This window comes from Vibrio navarrensis, assembly GCF_015767675.1.
GTDB lineage: Bacteria > Pseudomonadota > Gammaproteobacteria > Enterobacterales > Vibrionaceae > Vibrio.
The window spans coordinates 1,066,066-1,085,991 of the sequence record NZ_CP065218.1; the positions used below are offsets into that span (position 1 = coordinate 1,066,066).

Annotated in this window: 16 protein-coding genes, 4 tRNA genes, 2 rRNA genes and 4 pseudogenes; 18 read left to right on the plus strand and 8 right to left on the minus strand. The window is 47.0% G+C overall.

The annotated features are described in order from the left end of the window. The first annotated feature begins 96 nt into the window (after nt 1–96). From I3X05_RS21445 to I3X05_RS21475, 7 genes are all read left to right on the plus strand, one after another. Nucleotides 97–172 (plus strand) — tRNA-Glu (locus tag I3X05_RS21445). 1 nt (nt 173) lies between these two features. Further along, nucleotides 174–249 (plus strand) — tRNA-Lys (locus tag I3X05_RS21450). A gap of 63 nt (nt 250–312) precedes the next feature. Further along, nucleotides 313–388 (plus strand) — tRNA-Val (locus tag I3X05_RS21455). A 339-nt stretch (nt 389–727) separates the two neighbouring features. Next, a 23S ribosomal RNA gene (locus I3X05_RS21460) occupies nt 728–3,617 on the plus strand. A 110-nt stretch (nt 3,618–3,727) separates the two neighbouring features. Further along, a 5S ribosomal RNA gene (rrf, locus tag I3X05_RS21465) occupies nt 3,728–3,843 on the plus strand. Between the two features lie 69 nt (nt 3,844–3,912). Beyond that, a tRNA-Ser gene (locus I3X05_RS21470) sits at nt 3,913–4,003 on the plus strand. 87 nt (nt 4,004–4,090) lie between these two features. Then, nucleotides 4,091–4,321 (plus strand): DUF6538 domain-containing protein, encoded by a 231-nt coding sequence (locus I3X05_RS21475; RefSeq protein ID WP_139046385.1) that lies wholly within the window; start codon nt 4,091–4,093, stop codon nt 4,319–4,321. On the opposite strand, the gene I3X05_RS21480 is transcribed toward I3X05_RS21475, so the two are convergent. Continuing rightward, nucleotides 4,305–5,341 (minus strand): IS630 family transposase gene (locus I3X05_RS21480; RefSeq protein WP_337971250.1). Its coding sequence is split into 2 segments (ribosomal slippage): nt 4,305–4,880 and nt 4,883–5,341, totalling 1,035 coding nucleotides; the frame shifts between segments, so codons are not numbered across the junction. The genes I3X05_RS21475 and I3X05_RS21480 overlap by 17 nt on opposite strands. Before the next feature lie 62 nt (nt 5,342–5,403). Continuing rightward, nucleotides 5,404–5,570: pseudogene (locus I3X05_RS23880) on the minus strand (IS630 family transposase); the annotation flags it as partial. A gap of 58 nt (nt 5,571–5,628) precedes the next feature. Here I3X05_RS23880 and I3X05_RS21485 point away from each other — a divergent pair. Continuing rightward, on the plus strand, nt 5,629–6,024 hold the full coding sequence (locus tag I3X05_RS21485; RefSeq protein WP_337971251.1) for a helix-turn-helix domain-containing protein: 396 nt from the start codon (nt 5,629–5,631) through the stop codon (nt 6,022–6,024). Here the strand turns inward: I3X05_RS21485 and I3X05_RS21490 are convergent. Next, nucleotides 6,021–6,808, minus strand: a pseudogene (locus I3X05_RS21490) (IS630 family transposase); the annotation flags it as partial. The gene I3X05_RS21485 and the pseudogene I3X05_RS21490 overlap by 4 nt on opposite strands. A gap of 75 nt (nt 6,809–6,883) precedes the next feature. On the opposite strand from I3X05_RS21490, the gene tnpA reads away from it, so the two are divergent. The 3 genes from tnpA to tnpC are packed head-to-tail and all read left to right on the plus strand — an operon-like array spanning nt 6,884 to nt 9,146. Then, entirely contained in the window at nt 6,884–7,204 is a 321-nt protein-coding gene (tnpA, locus tag I3X05_RS21495; RefSeq protein ID WP_045569184.1) for an IS66 family insertion sequence element accessory protein TnpA, read from the plus strand. Continuing rightward, on the plus strand, nt 7,201–7,554 hold the full coding sequence (gene tnpB / locus I3X05_RS21500; RefSeq protein ID WP_337970604.1) for an IS66 family insertion sequence element accessory protein TnpB: 354 nt from the start codon (nt 7,201–7,203) through the stop codon (nt 7,552–7,554). Before tnpA ends, tnpB begins: the two co-directional genes overlap by 4 nt. 59 nt (nt 7,555–7,613) lie before the next feature. Then, nucleotides 7,614–9,146, plus strand: a complete 1,533-nt coding sequence (gene tnpC, locus I3X05_RS21505) for an IS66 family transposase (protein ID WP_193277853.1) — start codon at nt 7,614–7,616, stop codon at nt 9,144–9,146. Here tnpC and I3X05_RS21510 read toward each other — a convergent pair. Further along, nucleotides 9,136–9,441, minus strand: a complete 306-nt coding sequence (locus tag I3X05_RS21510; RefSeq protein WP_337971252.1) for a helix-turn-helix domain-containing protein — start codon at nt 9,439–9,441, stop codon at nt 9,136–9,138. The genes tnpC and I3X05_RS21510 overlap by 11 nt on opposite strands. 155 nt (nt 9,442–9,596) lie before the next feature. On the opposite strand from I3X05_RS21510, the gene I3X05_RS21515 reads away from it, so the two are divergent. The 3 genes from I3X05_RS21515 (at nt 9,597) to I3X05_RS21525 (ending at nt 12,018) form a co-directional block, all read left to right on the plus strand. Then, on the plus strand, nt 9,597–10,508 hold the full coding sequence (locus I3X05_RS21515; protein WP_045569538.1) for a ParB/Srx family N-terminal domain-containing protein: 912 nt from the start codon (nt 9,597–9,599) through the stop codon (nt 10,506–10,508). A 61-nt stretch (nt 10,509–10,569) separates the two neighbouring features. Next, nucleotides 10,570–11,172, plus strand: a complete 603-nt coding sequence (locus I3X05_RS21520) for a pentapeptide repeat-containing protein (protein ID WP_193167113.1) — start codon at nt 10,570–10,572, stop codon at nt 11,170–11,172. Nucleotides 11,173–11,298: 126 nt separating this feature from the next. Further along, a complete protein-coding gene (locus I3X05_RS21525; RefSeq protein ID WP_193167114.1) occupies nt 11,299–12,018 on the plus strand; it encodes a carbonic anhydrase in 720 nt (239 codons plus the stop codon). Between the two features lie 30 nt (nt 12,019–12,048). Here I3X05_RS21525 and I3X05_RS21530 read toward each other — a convergent pair whose 3' ends face one another. Beyond that, a complete protein-coding gene (locus I3X05_RS21530; protein WP_193157964.1) occupies nt 12,049–13,143 on the minus strand; it encodes a mechanosensitive ion channel family protein in 1,095 nt (364 codons plus the stop codon). Nucleotides 13,144–13,414: 271 nt separating this feature from the next. Here I3X05_RS21530 and I3X05_RS21535 point away from each other — a divergent pair, with 271 nt between their 5' ends. Then, entirely contained in the window at nt 13,415–13,762 is a 348-nt protein-coding gene (locus tag I3X05_RS21535) for a hypothetical protein (RefSeq protein WP_045569535.1), read from the plus strand. 324 nt (nt 13,763–14,086) lie between these two features. On the opposite strand, the gene I3X05_RS21540 is transcribed toward I3X05_RS21535, so the two are convergent. Beyond that, on the minus strand, nt 14,087–14,989 hold the full coding sequence (locus I3X05_RS21540) for an AraC family transcriptional regulator (protein ID WP_337971253.1): 903 nt from the start codon (nt 14,987–14,989) through the stop codon (nt 14,087–14,089). Between the two features lie 450 nt (nt 14,990–15,439). Further along, a complete protein-coding gene (locus tag I3X05_RS21545; RefSeq protein WP_337971254.1) occupies nt 15,440–16,786 on the minus strand; it encodes a magnesium transporter in 1,347 nt (448 codons plus the stop codon). A 220-nt stretch (nt 16,787–17,006) separates the two neighbouring features. Between I3X05_RS21545 and I3X05_RS21550 the strand changes: the two are divergent. The 3 genes and pseudogenes from I3X05_RS21550 to I3X05_RS21560 form a co-directional block, all read left to right on the plus strand. Further along, nucleotides 17,007–17,099, plus strand: a pseudogene (locus I3X05_RS21550) (hypothetical protein); the annotation flags it as partial. A gap of 33 nt (nt 17,100–17,132) precedes the next feature. Beyond that, a pseudogene (locus I3X05_RS21555) lies at nt 17,133–17,852 on the plus strand (PLP-dependent aminotransferase family protein); the annotation flags it as partial. Nucleotides 17,853–17,864: 12 nt separating this feature from the next. Beyond that, complete coding sequence (locus I3X05_RS21560) at nt 17,865–18,626, plus strand: class II glutamine amidotransferase (protein WP_193167116.1); 762 nt, start codon at nt 17,865–17,867, stop codon at nt 18,624–18,626. Here the strand turns inward: I3X05_RS21560 and yjeH are convergent, their stop codons facing one another. Continuing rightward, a complete protein-coding gene (gene yjeH / locus I3X05_RS21565) occupies nt 18,627–19,877 on the minus strand; it encodes an L-methionine/branched-chain amino acid transporter (RefSeq protein ID WP_202934739.1) in 1,251 nt (416 codons plus the stop codon). It lies immediately after the preceding gene. Between the last annotated feature and the right edge of the window lie 49 nt (nt 19,878–19,926).

Genomic DNA, 19,926 nt, shown 5'->3' on the forward strand with positions numbered 1-19,926 from the left:
GGATAGTTTGCTTCTGCTTTTTAAAGCGGAAACAAATAAGTCGCGATGAGTGTCCACACAGATTGATATGGTTTAGACAGTTTAGAGTATCTTAGTGTCCCGTTCGTCTAGAGGCCTAGGACACCGCCCTTTCACGGCGGTAACAGGGGTTCGACTCCCCTACGGGATACCACGGGTCGTTAGCTCAGTCGGTAGAGCAGTTGACTTTTAATCAATTGGTCGCAGGTTCGAATCCTGCACGACCCACCATTTCCTTCCACAGGGAATTCTGTTTTGATTCTGCTTTTTCAAAAGCGGAGACAAACAAACTGTGGGCGATTAGCTCAGTTGGGAGAGCACCTGCCTTACAAGCAGGGGGTCACTGGTTCGAACCCGGTATCGCCCACCACTCTTTAAATGTTTTTGTGTCACCAAATGAAGCCTCCTCTTAATGTGGATGGTGGTTTTTTCGACGCTGAAAGTCTTTAAAAAGTGGATTTCTCATCGGGAAATAACACTGCTCTTTAACAATTTGGAAAGCTGACAAAACAACAATTTATTGTTGTTTGTAAAGTTCTCAATGTTTGTCTTTAAGACAAACACCAACAAACACATTCAAGTGTTCTTGGGAATGTCACGTTTAGTGACGATTCAAAATTGAGTCCGGCAAATCAATGCTATCTCGCTCATTCAAATAATGAGATAGCGAACCTTGGTTGTTTAACGCAAAGACCCTTTCGGGTTGTATGGTTAAGTGACTAAGCGTACACGGTGGATGCCTTGGCAGTCAGAGGCGATGAAGGACGTAGTAACTTGCGATAAGCGGTGATGAGGCAGTAACAGCCACTTGAGTCACCGATTTCCGAATGGGGAAACCCACTGGCATAAGCCAGTATCGCTGCATGAATACATAGTGCAGCGAAGCGAACCGGGAGAACTGAAACATCTAAGTACCCCGAGGAAAAGAAATCAACCGAGATTCCGAAAGTAGCGGCGAGCGAAATTGGATTAGCCCTTAAGCTTTACATGCGTTAGACGAATGGTCTGGAAAGGCCAACGATACCGGGTGATAGTCCCGTAGTCATAGGCGCATGTTCAGTGAAATCGAGTAGGGCGGGACACGTGTTATCCTGTCTGAATATGGGGGGACCATCCTCCAAGGCTAAATACTCCTGACTGACCGATAGTGAACCAGTACCGTGAGGGAAAGGCGAAAAGAACCCCTGTGAGGGGAGTGAAATAGAACCTGAAACCGTGTACGTACAAGCAGTAGGAGCACCTTCGTGGTGTGACTGCGTACCTTTTGTATAATGGGTCAGCGACTTAATGTTAGTAGCAAGGTTAACCGCATAGGGGAGCCGTAGGGAAACCGAGTCTTAACTGGGCGTATAGTTGCTAGCATTAGACCCGAAACCGAGTGATCTAGCCATGGGCAGGTTGAAGGTTGAGTAACATCAACTGGAGGACCGAACCGACTAATGTTGAAAAATTAGCGGATGACTTGTGGCTAGGGGTGAAAGGCCAATCAAACTCGGAGATAGCTGGTTCTCCCCGAAAGCTATTTAGGTAGCGCCTCGGACGAATACTACTGGGGGTAGAGCACTGTTAAGGCTAGGGGGTCATCCCGACTTACCAACCCTTTGCAAACTCCGAATACCAGTAAGTACTATCCGGGAGACACACGGCGGGTGCTAACGTCCGTCGTGGAGAGGGAAACAACCCAGACCGCCAGCTAAGGTCCCAAATTACAGCTAAGTGGGAAACGATGTGGGAAGGCTTAGACAGCTAGGATGTTGGCTTAGAAGCAGCCATCATTTAAAGAAAGCGTAATAGCTCACTAGTCGAGTCGGCCTGCGCGGAAGATGTAACGGGGCTAAGCTGTAAACCGAAGCTGCGGCAATGTGCTTTAGCACATTGGGTAGGGGAGCGTTCTGTAAGCCGTTGAAGGTGTGTTGTAAAGCATGCTGGAGGTATCAGAAGTGCGAATGCTGACATGAGTAACGACAAGGGGGGTGAAAAACCTCCCCGCCGGAAGACCAAGGGTTCCTGTCCAACGTTAATCGGGGCAGGGTAAGTCGACCCCTAAGGCGAGGCCGAAAGGCGTAGTCGATGGGAAACGGGTTAATATTCCCGTACTGCTTATAATTGCGATGGGGGGACGGAGAAGGCTAGGTGGGCCAGGCGACGGTTGTCCTGGTTCAAGTGCGTAGGCTGAGTGTTTAGGTAAATCCGGATACTCTTAAGGCTGAGACACGACGTCGAGCTGCTACGGCAGTGAAGTCATTGATGCCCTGCTTCCAGGAAAAGCCTCTAAGCTTCAGATTATAAGCAATCGTACCCCAAACCGACACAGGTGGTCGGGTAGAGAATACCAAGGCGCTTGAGAGAACTCGGGTGAAGGAACTAGGCAAAATGGTACCGTAACTTCGGGAGAAGGTACGCTCTTGATGGTGAAGTCCCTCGCGGATGGAGCTGACGAGAGTCGCAGATACCAGGTGGCTGCAACTGTTTATTAAAAACACAGCACTGTGCAAAATCGCAAGATGACGTATACGGTGTGACGCCTGCCCGGTGCCGGAAGGTTAATTGATGGGGTTAGACTTCGGTCGAAGCTCTTGATCGAAGCCCCGGTAAACGGCGGCCGTAACTATAACGGTCCTAAGGTAGCGAAATTCCTTGTCGGGTAAGTTCCGACCTGCACGAATGGCGTAATGATGGCCACGCTGTCTCCACCCGAGACTCAGTGAAATTGAAATCGCTGTGAAGATGCAGTGTACCCGCGGCTAGACGGAAAGACCCCGTGAACCTTTACTACAGCTTGGCACTGAACATTGACCCTACATGTGTAGGATAGGTGGGAGGCTTTGAAAACGTGACGCCAGTTGCGTTGGAGCCGTCCTTGAAATACCACCCTTGTATGTTTGATGTTCTAACGTTGGCCCCTCATCGGGGTCGCGGACAGTGCCTGGTGGGTAGTTTGACTGGGGCGGTCTCCTCCCAAAGAGTAACGGAGGAGCACGAAGGTGGGCTAATCACGGTTGGACATCGTGAGGTTAGTGCAATGGCATAAGCCCGCTTAACTGCGAGAATGACGGTTCGAGCAGGTGCGAAAGCAGGTCATAGTGATCCGGTGGTTCTGAATGGAAGGGCCATCGCTCAACGGATAAAAGGTACTCCGGGGATAACAGGCTGATACCGCCCAAGAGTTCATATCGACGGCGGTGTTTGGCACCTCGATGTCGGCTCATCACATCCTGGGGCTGAAGTCGGTCCCAAGGGTATGGCTGTTCGCCATTTAAAGTGGTACGCGAGCTGGGTTTAGAACGTCGTGAGACAGTTCGGTCCCTATCTGCCGTGGGCGTTGGAAGATTGAAGGGGGCTGCTCCTAGTACGAGAGGACCGGAGTGGACGAACCTCTGGTGTTCGGGTTGTGTCGCCAGACGCATTGCCCGGTAGCTAAGTTCGGAATCGATAACCGCTGAAAGCATCTAAGCGGGAAGCGAGCCCTGAGATGAGTCTTCCCTGATACTTTAAGTATCCTAAAGGGTTGTTCGAGACTAGAACGTTGATAGGCAGGGTGTGTAAGCGCTGTGAGGCGTTGAGCTAACCTGTACTAATTGCCCGTGAGGCTTAACCATACAACACCCAAAGGGTTTTGGTGGACTCGATACAAGAACGAATTGAATGTGTTGAAAAGAACTTAAACAGCTTTCCAGATTATTCTCTAGAAATAGAGAGAAAGAATTTGCTTGGCGACCATAGCGTTTTGGACCCACCTGATTCCATCCCGAACTCAGAAGTGAAACGAAACAGCGTCGATGGTAGTGTGGGGTCTCCCCATGTGAGAGTAGAACATCGCCAGGCTTTATATATTGTTATCCGTTATACGGATAACTACATCGTCAGTGTACTAATCTGTTGATGACAATTTGTGGAGAGATGGCTGAGTGGTTGAAAGCACCGGTCTTGAAAACCGGCGTACGTTAATAGCGTACCTAGGGTTCAAATCCCTATCTCTCCGCCACTTTTAAATGAGCAAAGCTCTGATTTTTCAGGGCTTTTTTCATATCTGATGCATACCAAAAGTCACCACTACATAGAGGTGATACATATGTATCTATTAAAACTCCCTTCCAGTGTTTACTACCACCGCTCCCCTGTACCTGTTTCACTGCGTGAACGAGGCTTTCCAAACGAAGTTCGCCTTTCTCTACTTACCAAAGATCGCCAAATTGCATTAGAGCGCAATATCCATGTATCTCTAGCAGTGAAGCAAAAATTCAGCCTTGCCTTTACCGATGACACACTAATACCAATCTGGAAAATTAACTGGTCAGATTAATCCACTCTCTTGTACACATCTTGCTAACTCTATCTGTACTGTCCAAGAATCGATTCCAAGCCTTGCACACTTTCTCCACGATATCCTCATAATCGGTAAAACTCTGATTGGCAAGATAGTGTTGTCTGAGCCAGCTCCACACTTGTTCTATCGGGTTTAGCTCTGGTGAATAGGGCGGGAGCTTGATGATACTGACATTGCTAAACGGTTCTGCAATGTCATTGGTATGCCAACTCGCCCCATCCATAATGATGAAGGCATGACGCCCTTTCTCTGTGACAGCCGATATTTGCTTTAAATGCTCGATCATGATCTCTTTATTAACCCAAGGAACGACCATCGCTTCGCCAATTCCTCTCGCGGGACAGACAGAACCAAACAGATACGCATATTCAAATTGTTGTTGCTTCACGGCTCTGGGACGTGTTCCTTTCTCTGCCCATAACCGTGTCGTCGTGTTTTGTTGCCCAAATCTGGCTTCATCTTGAAACCAGACATCAACATGCTCTAGAGCGATATGTCCTGGGATCTTCAGGATCGTTTCAATTTTGAATTTTTTTTAAAATCGTCTTGGACTTCTTGAGATTGCTTGGGGTGTTTTGAGCGGGAAGTTATCCATGACAAGCCCATGTGCTCGAGCAGGTAATAGATAGAGTCAGGGTGGTAGTGCTGGCCAAATTCTTTCACGATATAAGCGTGGATGTCGGCCCCAGTCAGTCGTCCGCCTTGTGTATCATTGGCTTTATCTTTTATGTATTGGCTCAACTGCTCTCTTTGCTCAGAAGTTAAGAAGGGGGGTCGTCCCGTTCTTGGCTTTTCCTTCAGCCCTTCTAATCCTTCTTCAAGAAAAGTGTGAACCCACTTATTAACACTGGTTCGGCTCACCATAAGAAACTTGGCGATTTGGGTGCGAGAGTGTCCCTCTTTGAAATGAGCGAGGGCCAGCAATCTCATTTTCATCTGAATAGATTTCTGCTGGCTTGCGAGCTTTTTAAAGTCGATATTATTGAGACTGTCCATAGCGAATAAGTTTTATCGTTGAATGGCCTCAATTAGATCACATTTTTACTTATATTGGTATAATCTTGAAACCAGACATCCACATGCTCTAAAGCGATATGTCCTGGGATCTTCAGGATCGTTTCAATTTTGAATTTTTTTTAAAATCGTCTTGGACTTCTTGAGATTGCTTGGGGTGTTTTGAGCGGGAAGTTATCCATGACAAGCCCATGTGGTCGAGCAGGTAATACCAATATAAGTAAAAATGTGATCTAATTGAGGCCATTCAACGATAAAACTTATTCGCTATGGACAGTCTCAATAATATCGACTTTAAAAAGCTCGCAAGCCAGCAGAAATCTATTCAGATGAAAATGAGATTGCCGGCCCTCGCTCATTTCAAAGATGGACACTCTCGCACCCAAATCGCCAAGTTTCTTATGGTGAGCCGAACCAGTGTTAATAAGTGGGTTCACACTTTTCTTGAAGAAGGATTAGAAGGGCTGAAGGAAAAGCCAAGAACGGGACGACCCCCCTTCTTAACTTCTGAGCAAAGAGAGCAGTTGAGCCAATACATAAAAGATAAAGCCAATGATACACAAGGCGGACGACTGACTGGGGCCGACATCCACGCTTATATCGTGAAAGAATTTGGCCAGCACTACCACCCTGACTCTATCTATTATACCAATCTGGAAAATTAACTGGTCAGATTAATCCACTCTCTTGTACACATCTTGCTAACCCTATCTGTACTGTCCAAGAATCGATTCCATGCCTTGCACACTTTCTCCACGATATCCTCATAATCGGTAAAACTCTGATTGGCAAGACAGTGTTGTCTGAGCCAACTCCACACTTGTTCTATCGGGTTTAGCTCTGGTGAATAGGGCGGGAGCTTGATGATACTGACATTGCTAAACGGTTCTGCAATGTCATTGGTATGCCAACTCGCCCCATCCATAATGATGAAGGCATGACGCCCTTTCTCTGTGACAGCCGATATTTGCTTTAAATGCTCGATCATGATCTCTTTATTAACCCAAGGAACGATCATCGCTTCGCCAATTCCTCTCGCGGGACAGACAGAGCCAAACAGATACGCATATTCAAATTGTTGTTGCTTCACGGCTCTGGGACGTGTTCCTTTCTCTGCCCATAACCGTGTCGTCGTGTTTTGTTGCCCAAATCTGGCTTCATCTTGAAACCAGACATCCACATGCTCTAAAGCGATATGTCCTGGGATCTTCAGGATCGTTTCAATTTTGAATTTTTTTTAAAATCGTCTTGGACTTCTTGAGATTGCTTGGGGTGTTTTGAGCGGGAAGTTATCCATGACAAGCCCATGTGCTCGAGCAGGTAATAGATAGAGTCAGGGTGGTAGTGCTGGCCAAATTCTTTCACGATATAAGCGTGGATGTCGGCCCCAGTCAGTCGTCCGCCTTGTGTATCATTGGCTTTATCTTTTATGTATTGGCTCAACGTAAGCGCATCATAAACCCCGCATTCTAATCGTCTAGCCCGAATAATAAGATCAAACCTCCAACCCAAAGGAGATTTGAAATGGCCAAACGACGCACTAACCAAGAATGGCGAACCCTGTTCGAACACTATGAATCCAGCCAGCTATCACAACGATTATTCTGTGAACGTAACGGACTGAGCCTTTCCACTTTTTACGCTAAGCGCCAACAGTTAAAGCACATCGAAAAACCGAACACGGTTGGCTTTGTTAAAGCAGAAGTCGTTGAAAAGACGACAAAGTATCAAGCCACTCACGTTGTCGTTGCCAACATGACACTACTTGTAAACAATGTTGAACTGAGCATCCCACAAGGCACACCAGCGACCTATCTCGCAGAGCTTATCGGTGCGTTATCATGAAACGCATGCTCAGCGCTCCAAAGATTTACTTGTATCGTGAAAGCGTCGATTTTAGAAAGTCCATCAACGGCCTCGCTGCGATTATCGAAAATGACACCGACTTGCCCTTGGGCAGCGGCGCACTGTTCCTGTTCACCAACAAACAGCGCGACAAAATCAAAGTGTTGTACTGGGATAAAACAGGCTTTGCTCTTTGGTATAAGCGCCTTGAAAAAGCCAAGTACAAGTGGCCATCAAAAGAGCAAAATGAGGTGTTTACCCTAACTCAATTCGAGCTTGATAGACTGCTTTCTGGCTTCACGATTATCGGCCATAAACCCGTTAGAATAAACGATTTTACAATGACTTAAGCGATAATAAAGTCTTATCCACCAAGCATTAACGGCATGATTTTAGTATCATCAATGCCATGAAAAAGACGCCAAATATCAACCCAGAAAGCCAAGATGTTGCCGAGCTACAAGCGATGGTGAAAGCACTGTTGGCGTCAGAAAACCAATTGAAACAAGAGCGCCAATCGCTGCTTGAACAACTCAAACTTGCCTTCGACCGTCAGTTCGCTAAACGCTCGGAGGCGTTAAAGCCTTACAATGAATCACAAGGTGACCTCTTCAACGAAGCGGAATGTGAAGCCGCTAAGGAAGAAGAGGTTGAAGTTGTCACAACGACCATCACAACGAAGAAACGCGGTAAACGTCAGCCACTGCCAAAGACCTTGCCTCGTGAGGTTATCGAACTCGATTTAGACGACGATGAAAAGCAGTGCGCTTGCTGCCAACATAGTCTGCATAAAATCGGTGAAGACCGTAGCGAGAAACTTGAGTTCACACCTGCGGTACTTAAAGTGTTGGAATATGTTCGTCCTAAATATGCTTGCCGCCAATGCGAGCAAACTCAGGACAACAGCCGCATTGTTCAAAAGCCAGCGCCGCAAAGCATTATCCCGAAGAGCTTCGCCACAGAAAGCTTGTTGACCAATATCATCCTCGGCAAATACCAATATGCGATGCCACTTTACCGTCAAGAATCCCTGTTTACCCAGTCGGGTATCGAACTCTCACGAACCACCATGGCAAGGTGGATTATCCAAGTCAGTGAGAAGTTCGCTCCACTTTACGCGGCCTTAAAAACGCACCTACTTGAGCAAGTGGTGATTCAGGCGGATGAAACGCCGCTCAATGTCCTCAAAGAAGATAAACAGTGTTATATGTGGCTTTACTGCTCGGGCGCAGACTCGCCAGATGCCGCCCTCCCTAATGTGAGAAATATCGTCTTGTACGACTATCAAAACAGTCGAGCTAGGGCGTGCCCTGTTGCCTTCTTGGGGGATTACAGTGGTTATCTACAAACCGATGGCTATGGTGTTTATGATGGGCTTCATCTCGTCACCAATGTCGGTTGCTTCGCGCATGCTCGGCGCAAGTTCATGGAGGCGAAGAAGCTTCAAGGCAAAGGCAAGTCAGGTAAAGCGGATAAAGCGCTGGCCAAAATCCAGAAGCTTTATGGAATAGAATCACGCTTAAAAGGTGAGTCTGCGGAAAAACGAAAAGCAGAGCGCCAAGAGCATGCTAAGCCGATACTGGATGAGCTTTATGAATGGATGACAACTCAGAAAGTGCTTGAGTCTAGCCCGCTGGGTAAAGCGATAAAATACACGCTCGGCCAATGGCCGAAGCTCACCCGCTATATCGATGACGGTCACTTATCGATAGACAACAACCGAGCTGAACGCGCAATAAAACCGCTGGTTATTGGGAGAAAGAACTGGCTCTTCTCGACCAACCCTAACGGGGCGGAAGCGAGCGCGATGCTTTACAGTATCGTCGAGACAGCGAAAGCCAACGGCCTTATCCTTTACGACTACATGGTCAAGTGCATGCAGGAGTTAGCGAAAGCGGAACCTGATATCGATGCACTCCTGCCTTGGAACTTCAAACACTAACAATATCGCCCCGTGGGTTCATGGGGCGGATACGGCTCAACTGCTCTCTTTGCTCAAAAGTTAAGAAGGGGGGTCGTCCCGTTCTTGGCTTTTCCTTCAGCCCTTCTAATCCTTCTTCAAGAAAAGTGTGAACCCACTTATTAACACTGGTTCGGCTCACCATAAGAAACTTGGCGATTTGGGTGCGAGAGTGTCCCTCTTTGAAATGAGCGAGGGCCAGCAATCTCATTTTCATCTGAATAGATTTCTGCTGGCTTGCGAGCTTTTTAAAGTCGATATTATTGAGACTGTCCATAGCGAATAAGTTTTATCGTTGAATGACATCAATTAGATCATATTTTTACTTAGATTGGTATAAGCTATTCTCTTTTCTGTTACAGAGTGTTTTCGGTTACGCTAAGTTTCCGAGTTGGAGATCTGGTTGGCAAAATAGCCAATATGGAGTGAGTGATGAAGAAAATAGTATGGCTACTTTTAGTGGTGAGTGTTGGCTGTTTTGGACCTGCTTATGCAGTAGTGCCGACGGTTGGCGATGTTGTTGAGCTAGAATTAGGGCTATTGAAGCCGACTCAACCATCCATCGGCTACGAGCAGATTTTCTACAAGTTAGGACGTTACCATCGCGATCCGAAAACGATGTTCGATGAGTTATGCGAATCGAATGGGCAAAAAGGGGTCAAACATTTTACCGACGCATCTCTGCCAAACGACAACCTGTCTTATCAATGCAAAGATGAGATAGGTACACATAAAGACAAAATGAAGACAGTGGTTATTGGACCAAATGGGCAGTATTTCCTCACTGACGGGCATCATACGTTTAACGTTTTTTACCAGATGCCTAGTGGTGGAGAGCGGTTACGCGTCAACGTTTTGATAGATAAAGATTATCGCCAGTTGGCAGATTGGGCAACATTCTGGGAAAAAATGGCCGCGTACGGTGATGCTTGGCTTTTTAACGAGCAAGACAGGCCGATTGACTACAACCAACTTCCGACCAAATTGGGTATCTCGAATTTCAGTGACGATCAGTATCGCTCGCTTGTCTATTTTGTCAAAGGCGTCGCCTGGGATAAGCCCATGAAAGCGATTCCATTTCTCGAATTTTATTGGGCGAGAGAACTACGCTCGTCGATGGAGGGCAGCCAGTTTGATTTGTCTACCCAGCAAGGTTATCGTGACGCTCTAAAAGTGACGAGTCGGACTATCGTCGCGATTGAAAGCCGTGATGTTGGCGGTTCTGGCATGAGTGCTGAGCAACTCGGACAGTTGAAAAAGGTCGACAATAAAGCGCTAGAGAAGTTAATGAATAAAAAAGGTAAAGTCACCGACGCGCTTAACTATAAAGCGACACTCCGCTGATAACGAGTCTGAGATAAGTATGGTAGGAGTGAGTGCATCTTATTAATAAGAGTAATAGACAATGACAATAACGCTTTGCAATGACGAGCCGTATTTCGACCAAATGTTCAGTAAACTGGAGTACAGCGATGATGCTTTCGAAGGGATTGAGTTTGAAGAATGTCAGTTTACTGATTGCGACTTTTCGAACACACAGTTTCAGCGTTGCAAATTCAACAACTGCGAGTTTGAACGCTGCAATTTGAGTTTGGCTGATTTTTCTGCCTCGGCGTTTTACGGTGTTACTTTTATTGATTGCAAACTGATTGGCGTCGATTGGACCAAAGCAAACTGGCCGATTTATCATCGTGATTTTGAGCTTTCCTTCCAACGTTGCATTTTGAACGACAGTTCATTTTTTGCACTGACGCTAAATACCCTCAAGTTTAATCAATGCAAACTGCATGATGTTGATTTTAGAGAAGGAAACTTCAACGAGTCGACCATGACGGCGTGTGATTTTTCCCGTAGCCTTTTCATGCGTACCCAGTTGCAAAAAGTCGACTTTAGCGATTCCGAGGGATACGAAATTAACCTTTTGGATAATCAGCTCAAAGGAGCCAAGTTTTCTCGATACGAAGCACTGTCTCTTTTAGAGTCCTTAGGTATAGATTTGGTGGATTAACGGTAAGCCGTGAAGAGAGATGCTACTCAACTTTAGCAAACAAAGTTTGCAACGCATTCGCGTGGCTTACTTTGTGACTACTATTGCCTTGCCGATTACTAAATTTTTATTCGCAAGGAAACAAGTATGAAAAAACAAATCAGTGTACTTTTCGTCACTTTGGCGTTGTCTAACACCGCACTGGCATCTGAATGGGGGTATGAAGGCCATCATGGCCCTGAACATTGGGGGAAAGTCGCAAAAGAGTGTGCAATGGGCAAAAACCAAAGTCCTATTGACATAGCTCAACCAATCGAAGCAGAGATGAAAGCGCTTGAGCTGAACTATACTGGTCAGGCTGTTTCTTTGATCAACAATGGCCATACGCTTCAGGCGGGTGTGAGTGGGAAAAACTTTCTGAATATCGATGGAAAAAGCTTTGAACTTAAACAGTTTCATTTTCACACACCGTCTGAAAATGTGATAAAGGGAAAGCAGTATCCTTTGGAAGCACACTTTGTACATGCTGACAGTGAGGGAAACTTAGCCGTTGTTGCAGTGATGTTTGATACTGGGAAGCTGAATCCGTTACTCAATGAGCTGACGGCAAAAATGCCTACTCTGGGTGAACAAGTTACCTTACCTCATGCCTTTGATGTCGCTGCTCTCCTACCTAAGAAGCAAGACTACTATCGCTTTAATGGTTCTTTAACCACACCACCGTGTAGCGAGGGGGTTCGTTGGCTTGTTCTCAAACAAGCTTCTGAACTTTCGAGCAGTCAAACAGAACAGTTGGTGTCTGTCATGGGACACAACAATCGCCCACTGCAGCCACTAAATGCGCGTACTGTGCTAAGCAAAGACTAAAAAGCAGAGCCCAAACCGGGCTCTGCGCATTTAGGCCTTTTCAGTGGACGAGATACCCGCTTGGAATGGATCGAGTTTGATGGTTTGGGTCGGGAACGCGATGTCGGCGCCATTTTGCTGAATGATCTCCATCACTTTTAGTAGCACATCTTGTTTCACACTGTGGTATTCGACCCAGTTGACTGTTTTTGTGAAAGTGTAGATGAAGAAATTCAGTGATGATGGACCAAACGTATTGAAGTTCACAATGAGCGTTTGTGTGACATCGATATCGGGATGTTGTTCCAGCATCTTACGCACTTGCTCGATGATAATAGGTAATTTCTGGTTGTCATCGTACCTAACGCCAATGGTTTCATTGATACGGCGATTGAGCATACGCGATGGATTTTCAACCACGATGTTACTGAACACGGAATTGGGTACATACAGTGGCCGTTTCTCAAAAGTACGGATGCTGGTCATGCGCCAGCCTATGCGCTCAACGGTTCCTTCAATTTGACGATCTGGAGAACGGATCCAATCGCCGACTTTAAAGGGGCGATCAAAATAGATCATCAAACCGCCAAAGAAGTTGGATAAGAGATCTTTCGCAGCGAGACCGACAATCAAACCACCTACACCACCAAAGGTCAGCAAACCCGATAAACTGAGACCAAAGGCTTGCATCATGGTAAGCATTGCAATGGCTAAGAAAAACAGTCGAGAGACTTTAGCAATCGCTTGAACCGTGGTTTCGTCATGATTTGCCTGAGCGAGAATGTAGTCTTCAATCCGACTTATCAAGCGGATGACGATCCACACAAACAGAGCGATAAGCAGCAGCCGTTTGGTCATCCCAAGCCAAGCCAGTTGTTTACCGGTTTGGCTTTGTACGGCGATTGCCAGAGAGAGGGTGGCGGGCCACAACCAAATCAAAGTACTGATTGGGGTTTGGATCGACTCTACCAAGATATCATCCCAATGCAGACGAGTTTTGCTTGCTAGTAGACGTAGACGTGATACTACCAAACGCCAAATCAACCACGCGACACCACTACCAATAGTAATTAACAGGACACTGCCGAACCAATCTTGGTGATTGCTAAAAAGAGCGCGTTGTAGTTCAAGTAGCCAATCGTTCATAAATTTTTGTTTTTGCAAGTAAAAGCCAAAAGGTAACAGAAAAGCGGTGCTTATCACAGGCAATATGTAGGTAATTAGCGAATGACTGTTTTTAACAACTCATCTCTTTTTTCGCCCTATCCACGCTCATAATGATGTGATCGTCCTTGTATTTTGTGCAATCTGTTCGGTTTCTGTAGCAGAAAATCGGCGCTTTTTTGACTTGCAACTAACACTTTAGTTATTAATGTATGAGAGTGTCATGCCGATAGCGAATAAATGAGGATAAATCATGGAGTTTACTGAACAGGATCGTATGGCGTTATACGATCTCTGGATGTCACAGAAAGCGAAAATGCACATTACGCAGATGGAAATGACGAAACGCCTTGGTTTGAATCATCATGAGTTTTCTTCTCTGCTGAGAGGAAACGCACCATTAACGCTTGGATTTGTCCATCAGCTTTGTGAGCAGTTGCATGTTCAGCCAGCTAAAGTGATTCCTTCGCTATCTCAGCGTAATTTAGGCAATTCGCAATCTATTTTCCTGCAAAGTCGCGTGACGGTTGATGGTGTAATTAAGAACGTGTTTGTTGATGGTAACCAAGTGGTGATTGAATACGAACATCAACTGAATTAATGCAGAGGCAGATTATACAAAGAAATGCGGCTCCGAATGGGAGCCGCTTTCTTTTTTTATTTTTATACCAAACGCAGGCGTGAGGTGATTGACGTTGTTAGTGAGATCCGATACTGCGGATGCGATATCAGGTCACTGAGATGAGTAAACATTAGTACCGATTCTATCAACAGGCAAATTCTCAAACGATTATTTGTGCATTTAGTCTATTTTTGTGTGATGTTAATTCCATAATTACTATGGATTATTGTTGAAACGATGAGTTTTGACTATCGAGCAGAGTGGAAATGAAGTAAGCGGCAGCCGAACAGCTGCCGAATTTTACTAGGCTTTTATTGCTGTGCAGAAACTCACATCGGCATGGTGAGTTTGTGGATCGTAGGAGTGATAGAGCTCAAAACAAGGTCGATCATCAGAATCTAACCCTTGTTCAACCAGTTGTTCCATCAGTTCATCCCAAGCCAGAGGATACTGCTTAACATCCGTAATCGTTCTACGCATACAGGCATAGTGGCCACCGGTAAATGGCTTTATTTCCACGTCATTATTGCCTTCTACCGCTCCATCAAGCAATAAACAAACGTCGGTGCGGCATTTCTCCGCTGGTGTAATTTCTGGGTTGTCGTGATAGATAAAAATACAGGTATTATCCGCCAATCCTCTTGGGCTTGCCCACTGATAAAGTTTTTGTGTTGCTGGTTCATAATTCTTCCCATACTCGCCAGTTACACGTACAAACGCCAAATGGCTCGCCGGAAAATGTTGCATGTCCATGGTTATACTCCCTGTGTGAGATTTCATTCTAGTGTAGGCTGAACTGCGTTTCTCGACGTGTCCATTCTTGCGCAATGTGTGTCCTATCTTGCTGTTTCTGAGTAATTCAGCAAACTCGCTGATACTCTCACACTCCCTGACTTGAGATGGAGTCAAGGCAAAATGCTGTTTGAATGCTTTTGCCAAGCTCTGAGAACTGGAAAAACCAAAGCTCAACGCGGTTTCTGTGACGCTCAGTTTACGGTAAAACAGGAGAGTGGCGACTTTCTCCAAGCGTAATCTGCGAAGATGTTCATTTAATGTTTCGCCAGTGACGGCTTTGAAAATTCGATGGAAATGATAGGGAGAGAGGTGCGCAAGTGCAGCGACTTCTTCTAAGTTTAATGGCTCATCAAAATGCGCTTCGAGATGACGAATGACGGGGAGTAGTCGCTTGTGGTAGTCGGTTTTCATCAAAGAGTCGTTTGGAGTTGTCTTGACGAAAAGGGTAAATGAAAAGTTGCGCTGAATGAAAGAGAGCGAAGACAATTTTGTGCAATCGCAGATAAAAAAAGAGCCAACCGCAAAAGCTGCGCTTGGCTTATATACTTGTGAACAATCTGGTTCACTAACAACGTCAGTTGGCTAGGTGACCCTCGGCTTAATAAGGGTCAGTTAATATAAAGCACTATCCGTGCCAACTTTTTAAAGGGCGAAATTAGACGATTTTTGCCTAGTTTCTGTGATATTGATTGCTTAATGCACGGCTTTTCATTGCAAAACGCAATTGCATTTTGCACTTTGCATTTAAATTGCTACTGATAGCATTGATAAATAACATATTGATTCGGTGATCTATTCGCCTAAAAAGAAGACGGGAGCCTGTTGCTCCCGTCAGTCAATATTTGGATGGTGAGCGTTGCACTAGAGCATGACTAGGCTCGCTGTGCCTAAGAACGCAAAAAAACCAACCACATCGGTTACCGTTGTGAGTATCACCGAACCTGCCAGAGCTGGGTCAAGTTCAAACTTGTCGAGGACAATCGGGATCAAAACGCCAAACATGGCTGCGGTGACGATGTTGACCACAATCGCTAAGGAAATCGTCGCGCCAATGAGGGGAGATTGAAACCACAACGCCGCCAAACCGCCGATGATCACCGCCCAGAGAAGTCCATTGATTGCGCCGATGCCAAACTCGTTTTTGAACAGCGCGAAACGGTTACCGGGAGTAATTTGGTTGAGGGCCATCGCGCGGACCATAAGAGTCAATGTTTGGCTGCCCGCAATACCACCCATTGAGGCGACGATGGGCATCAGCACCGCGAGCGCGACCACTTGGGCGATCACCTCTTCAAACAGACCAATCGTGATGGAAGCCAGAATCGCCGTCAGCAGATTAATGCCCAGCCAAACGCCTCGCTTCTTTGAGCTCTTCATCACTGGAGCAAACAAGTCGTCGCCTTCATCCATACCAGTACCCGCCATGAGGCGAGCCTCGTAGATTTCTCGTTGCGTGGTTAGGGCAAATTGCCAGTCAATTTCACCGATCAAGGTTTGGTCTTCATCCACGACAGGCAGCGCGGGTAACGAGCTGTGTTCCACCGCTTCAACGGCTTCTGACAGCGCCATTTTGCTACTGAGCAAATTGACGGGATCAATGGTGAGATTTTTAAGCGTGGTCGTGCCTTCGCTGCGCAGAATCTCGTAGTAATTGACCACGCCGCGAAATTGCTTCTTTTTATTAATCAGATAAATCCGCTGTGGCGTGTCATAGCTGTAGCGCGCCATCAAGCGCTTCGCGCGATCAACCGAAATGGTGAAAGGAAGGGTGATGATTTTTCGCTCTGCCCAGCGGCCAAGCTCATCATCCCCATACTGGTTTGCCAGATCGAACAGTTCCAGTTCGTCCTTTTCGATCAATGAAAGCGCTTCATTGATGATCTCTTCTGGCAAAGAGTCCGACCATTCGATCAACGAGAGGTTGTCGAGTTTGGCCAGCGTCAGCTTCAGTTCGACTTCAGATAGCGCGGTGATGATCGAGTAGCGCACCTCAGAACGCATGTCAGTCAGCACATCAATGTGCATCTCTAGCGGTAACGCCCGCCATAAACGCACACGGTCATCGACAGGGAAAGCTTCGAGAATCAGCGCCACGGAACCCGATTCAAGGCCGTGTTCAATCGATTCGTTTAATAAGGCGATCTGTTCTGAGTCATCTGCTTTGGCTATCTGTTCGATAAGCAGGGGCAGATCTTGGAATTCGCTCACAAAGCATCCCCCGAAATAAAAATGAAAAATTGCGAGAGTTAAGGTACTTGAAAGTCTATGAAATTCAATGGTTGCGTGGAAAAATAATCAAACAGGCGGTAATAACGCTTTTTCTTTGTGCAGAGCAGCGTTACTTAGACAACGGCTAAACGGTATTTTTAAAATCCAGCTTGTAGAGTAGGTCCAACCTAAACGAGTTGATGCGCATTTCTTTGTGTTTATGATCAATATTTCGCCATGTGTGGTGAGCACGCTGATTTCTGGCGTGCCGCTGGAACAGATTGCCCAGCGGCTAGGCTATAGCAGCTTGACGGGGTTTAGCCGCATGTTTAAGAAACATCGCGGTGTGACGCCCAACCAGTACCCGATGGGGACCACACTGAACACAGAACAGCGGTTGCAGATTATCGATTGGGTAAGAGAAAAGCAGCGGTGGATCATTGAAGATGACTATGACAGCGAGTTTCAGTTTGCGCATCGACCTTACACCAGTTTGCAAGGACTGGCGGCGCAAGTCGGCGAAGCGCAGCAGGTCATCTATGTCGGTTCGTTTAGCAAGGTGATGTTCAATGGGCTGCGCCTTGGCTATGTGGTGCTACCCAAAGCTTTGGTCGAGAAGGCGTGTACGATTAAAGATGCCCTCACAGGTGATTCGCCGACGCACACGCAACTGGCGTTAGCGCAGTTTATTGCTGAAGGGGATTTGATGCGCCACATTCGAAAGATGCGCCGCATCTACAAGCAAAAACATCAGCAGATGGTGGAAAGCATTGCGCGACATTTTGCTTCAGAGCTCGAAATCATCAGTCAAGCCGCTGGATTACACATCACAGTGCGCTGGTGGCAGGGCATCACTGAGCAAGAGTGGGTGCGACGCGCCAAGGAGCACGGTATTATCGTGCGGCCGCTAAGCTATTATGAACATAGCGCCTATGAACAGAGCGCCGAAAAGCAACGTGATTGGCATGGTGCGGTGCTGGGATTTGGCAATGTTCGTATTGAGGATATTGACGACAAAGTGGCACTGCTGGCAAGCTTGTTCAAGGCCGATTCTGCCGTGACTTAAAGGAACTCTATTATGTGTCGTTGGTTAGCCTATCAAGGAGAGCCGATTTATCTTGATGAACTGGTATACAAGCCAGAGCATTCCCTTGTGCATCAAAGCCTTGAGGCGAGAAAAGCGGTAACACGCGTCAACGCCGATGGCTTTGGTTTGGGTTGGTATACCGAACGCTCTACGCCCGGGCAGTTTCACGAAGTGCTGCCAGCGTGGGGAGATGAAAACTTGCGTTCGCTGGCGCACCATATTCGCTCTCATCGTTTTATGGCGCATGTGCGTTCGTCAACGGGCGCTTCCGTGTCCCGCTCAAATTGCCACCCATTTATTTTCGAAAACTGGATGTTTTTGCACAACGGGCAAATTGCCTGTTTTGAGCAAGTTAAATTTGCCCTTGAGCGCTTGCTGCCGGAGAGTCTCTACGTGCAAAAACGCGGTACGACCGACAGCGAGTTGCTGTTTTTGCTGATGCTCAAAAATGGTTTGCAAGATGATGCGCTCACCGCGATTCGCCGCACGCTGGCTGAGGTGAATCATGCCATGAGTGATAAAACCATCTGTGAACCTTTTAAAGCGTCGATTTGCATTTCCGATGGAGAGCAGTTTTGGGTAGTCCGTTATAGCTCGGCAGGCGAGCCGCCGACGGTATTTATCGAGCAAAAAGGACAAGCGATCATCTTGGCCTCAGAGCCGCTGGATGCGGCAGGTAACTGGCAAAAAATAGCGCCACAGACCGTGACGCACATTCATCATCAGCAGATCGACAGCCACAACATAGACTAACTAAATCTGCGCTTTTTTAGCTTGTTTTTGCCCTTGGAAAAGAAACAGAGAGAAGATGGTTAACGCGTAGAGCATTGACCATCCTAAACAGACGAAAACCAAGGTACACAGCACAAGAGATAATGCTGCCAGCCATTTGGCGCTGCCACTCAGTAGTTTATAAGCCGCCAGCATGGCAAGCAGGTAAACCAGTACAAACACACTGTTGGCCAGTTTAAGGAAGAACTCCAAATCCAAGCCGGAGAAGTAACCGACCAAACAGGCAAGGGCTAAGACTACGCCGACGCTTAACGTCGCGTTAAATGGCACGCCACGTGAGGAAAGTTGGGCCATCTTCCCTTGCGGTTTATGGGCTCTGGCTTGCGCCCAGATCATACGTGATAGGCTTTGCGTGTAGAGATTGACGCTGGCAAAGCACGCAGAAAAACCAATGACGCTGATCAACACCTTGGCGTTGGCGCTAAAGAGTTGTTCGCTCAACCACGGGATCGAGGCACTATCAAACTGCGCGCTGCCGTACGCACCAAATTTGAGGATCACCACCGAACAGGCCCAATAGGTTGCCCCAGCAACAAAACAGCCAATAATGATGGCGATGGGGAAATCGCGCTGCGGATTTTTAAACTCTTCGCCCATATGGGCAAATGCTTCAATGCCGACAAAACACCAGAACATCACCGCCAATGCCGTGGTGATCGAATAGAGCGCGCTGCTTTCAAGCGCCGGCATGTGCAAATCACTCATGCCGACATCGCCTTGCCAGAAAAAAGCGCCGACCAGCGCGAAAATGGCCAGTGCAATCGCGGTTTGTAGGTGACCAGACGATTTTGCTCCAAGCAGATTAACGCCGACTAATAACGCAACGGTGATCAATTGTGCGCTGAGATTGCCATCCAGTGGCGCTGGCAAGAGTTGTTGCAAAAAGCCTGCAGCTAAAGCAATCGCGGCGGGCACACCAACGGGAATGACCGAAACGAACAGCCAAGCCACTGCGCTTTCTAAGCGAGGGTTAAAGGCTTGGCGAACGAAATAAGCCGTTCCGCCAGCATTGGGATAACGCTTGCCTAACTGCGCAAACGTCAGCGCCACCGGGCAAATTAGCACAAACAGAATCAGCCAAGCCCACAGCGAATAGTGACCCGCAATGCCTGCGGCGATCGCCGGGATCATAAATAGCCCGGTGCCCATGAGGGTGGTGGAGAGCTGTCCGATACCGGACAGTAAAGTAATTTCCTGTTTGAGTTGACCCATGGAGCGCTCCCTGCGTGTCTTAACACTTATGTTTATCATCAGTAGTTTG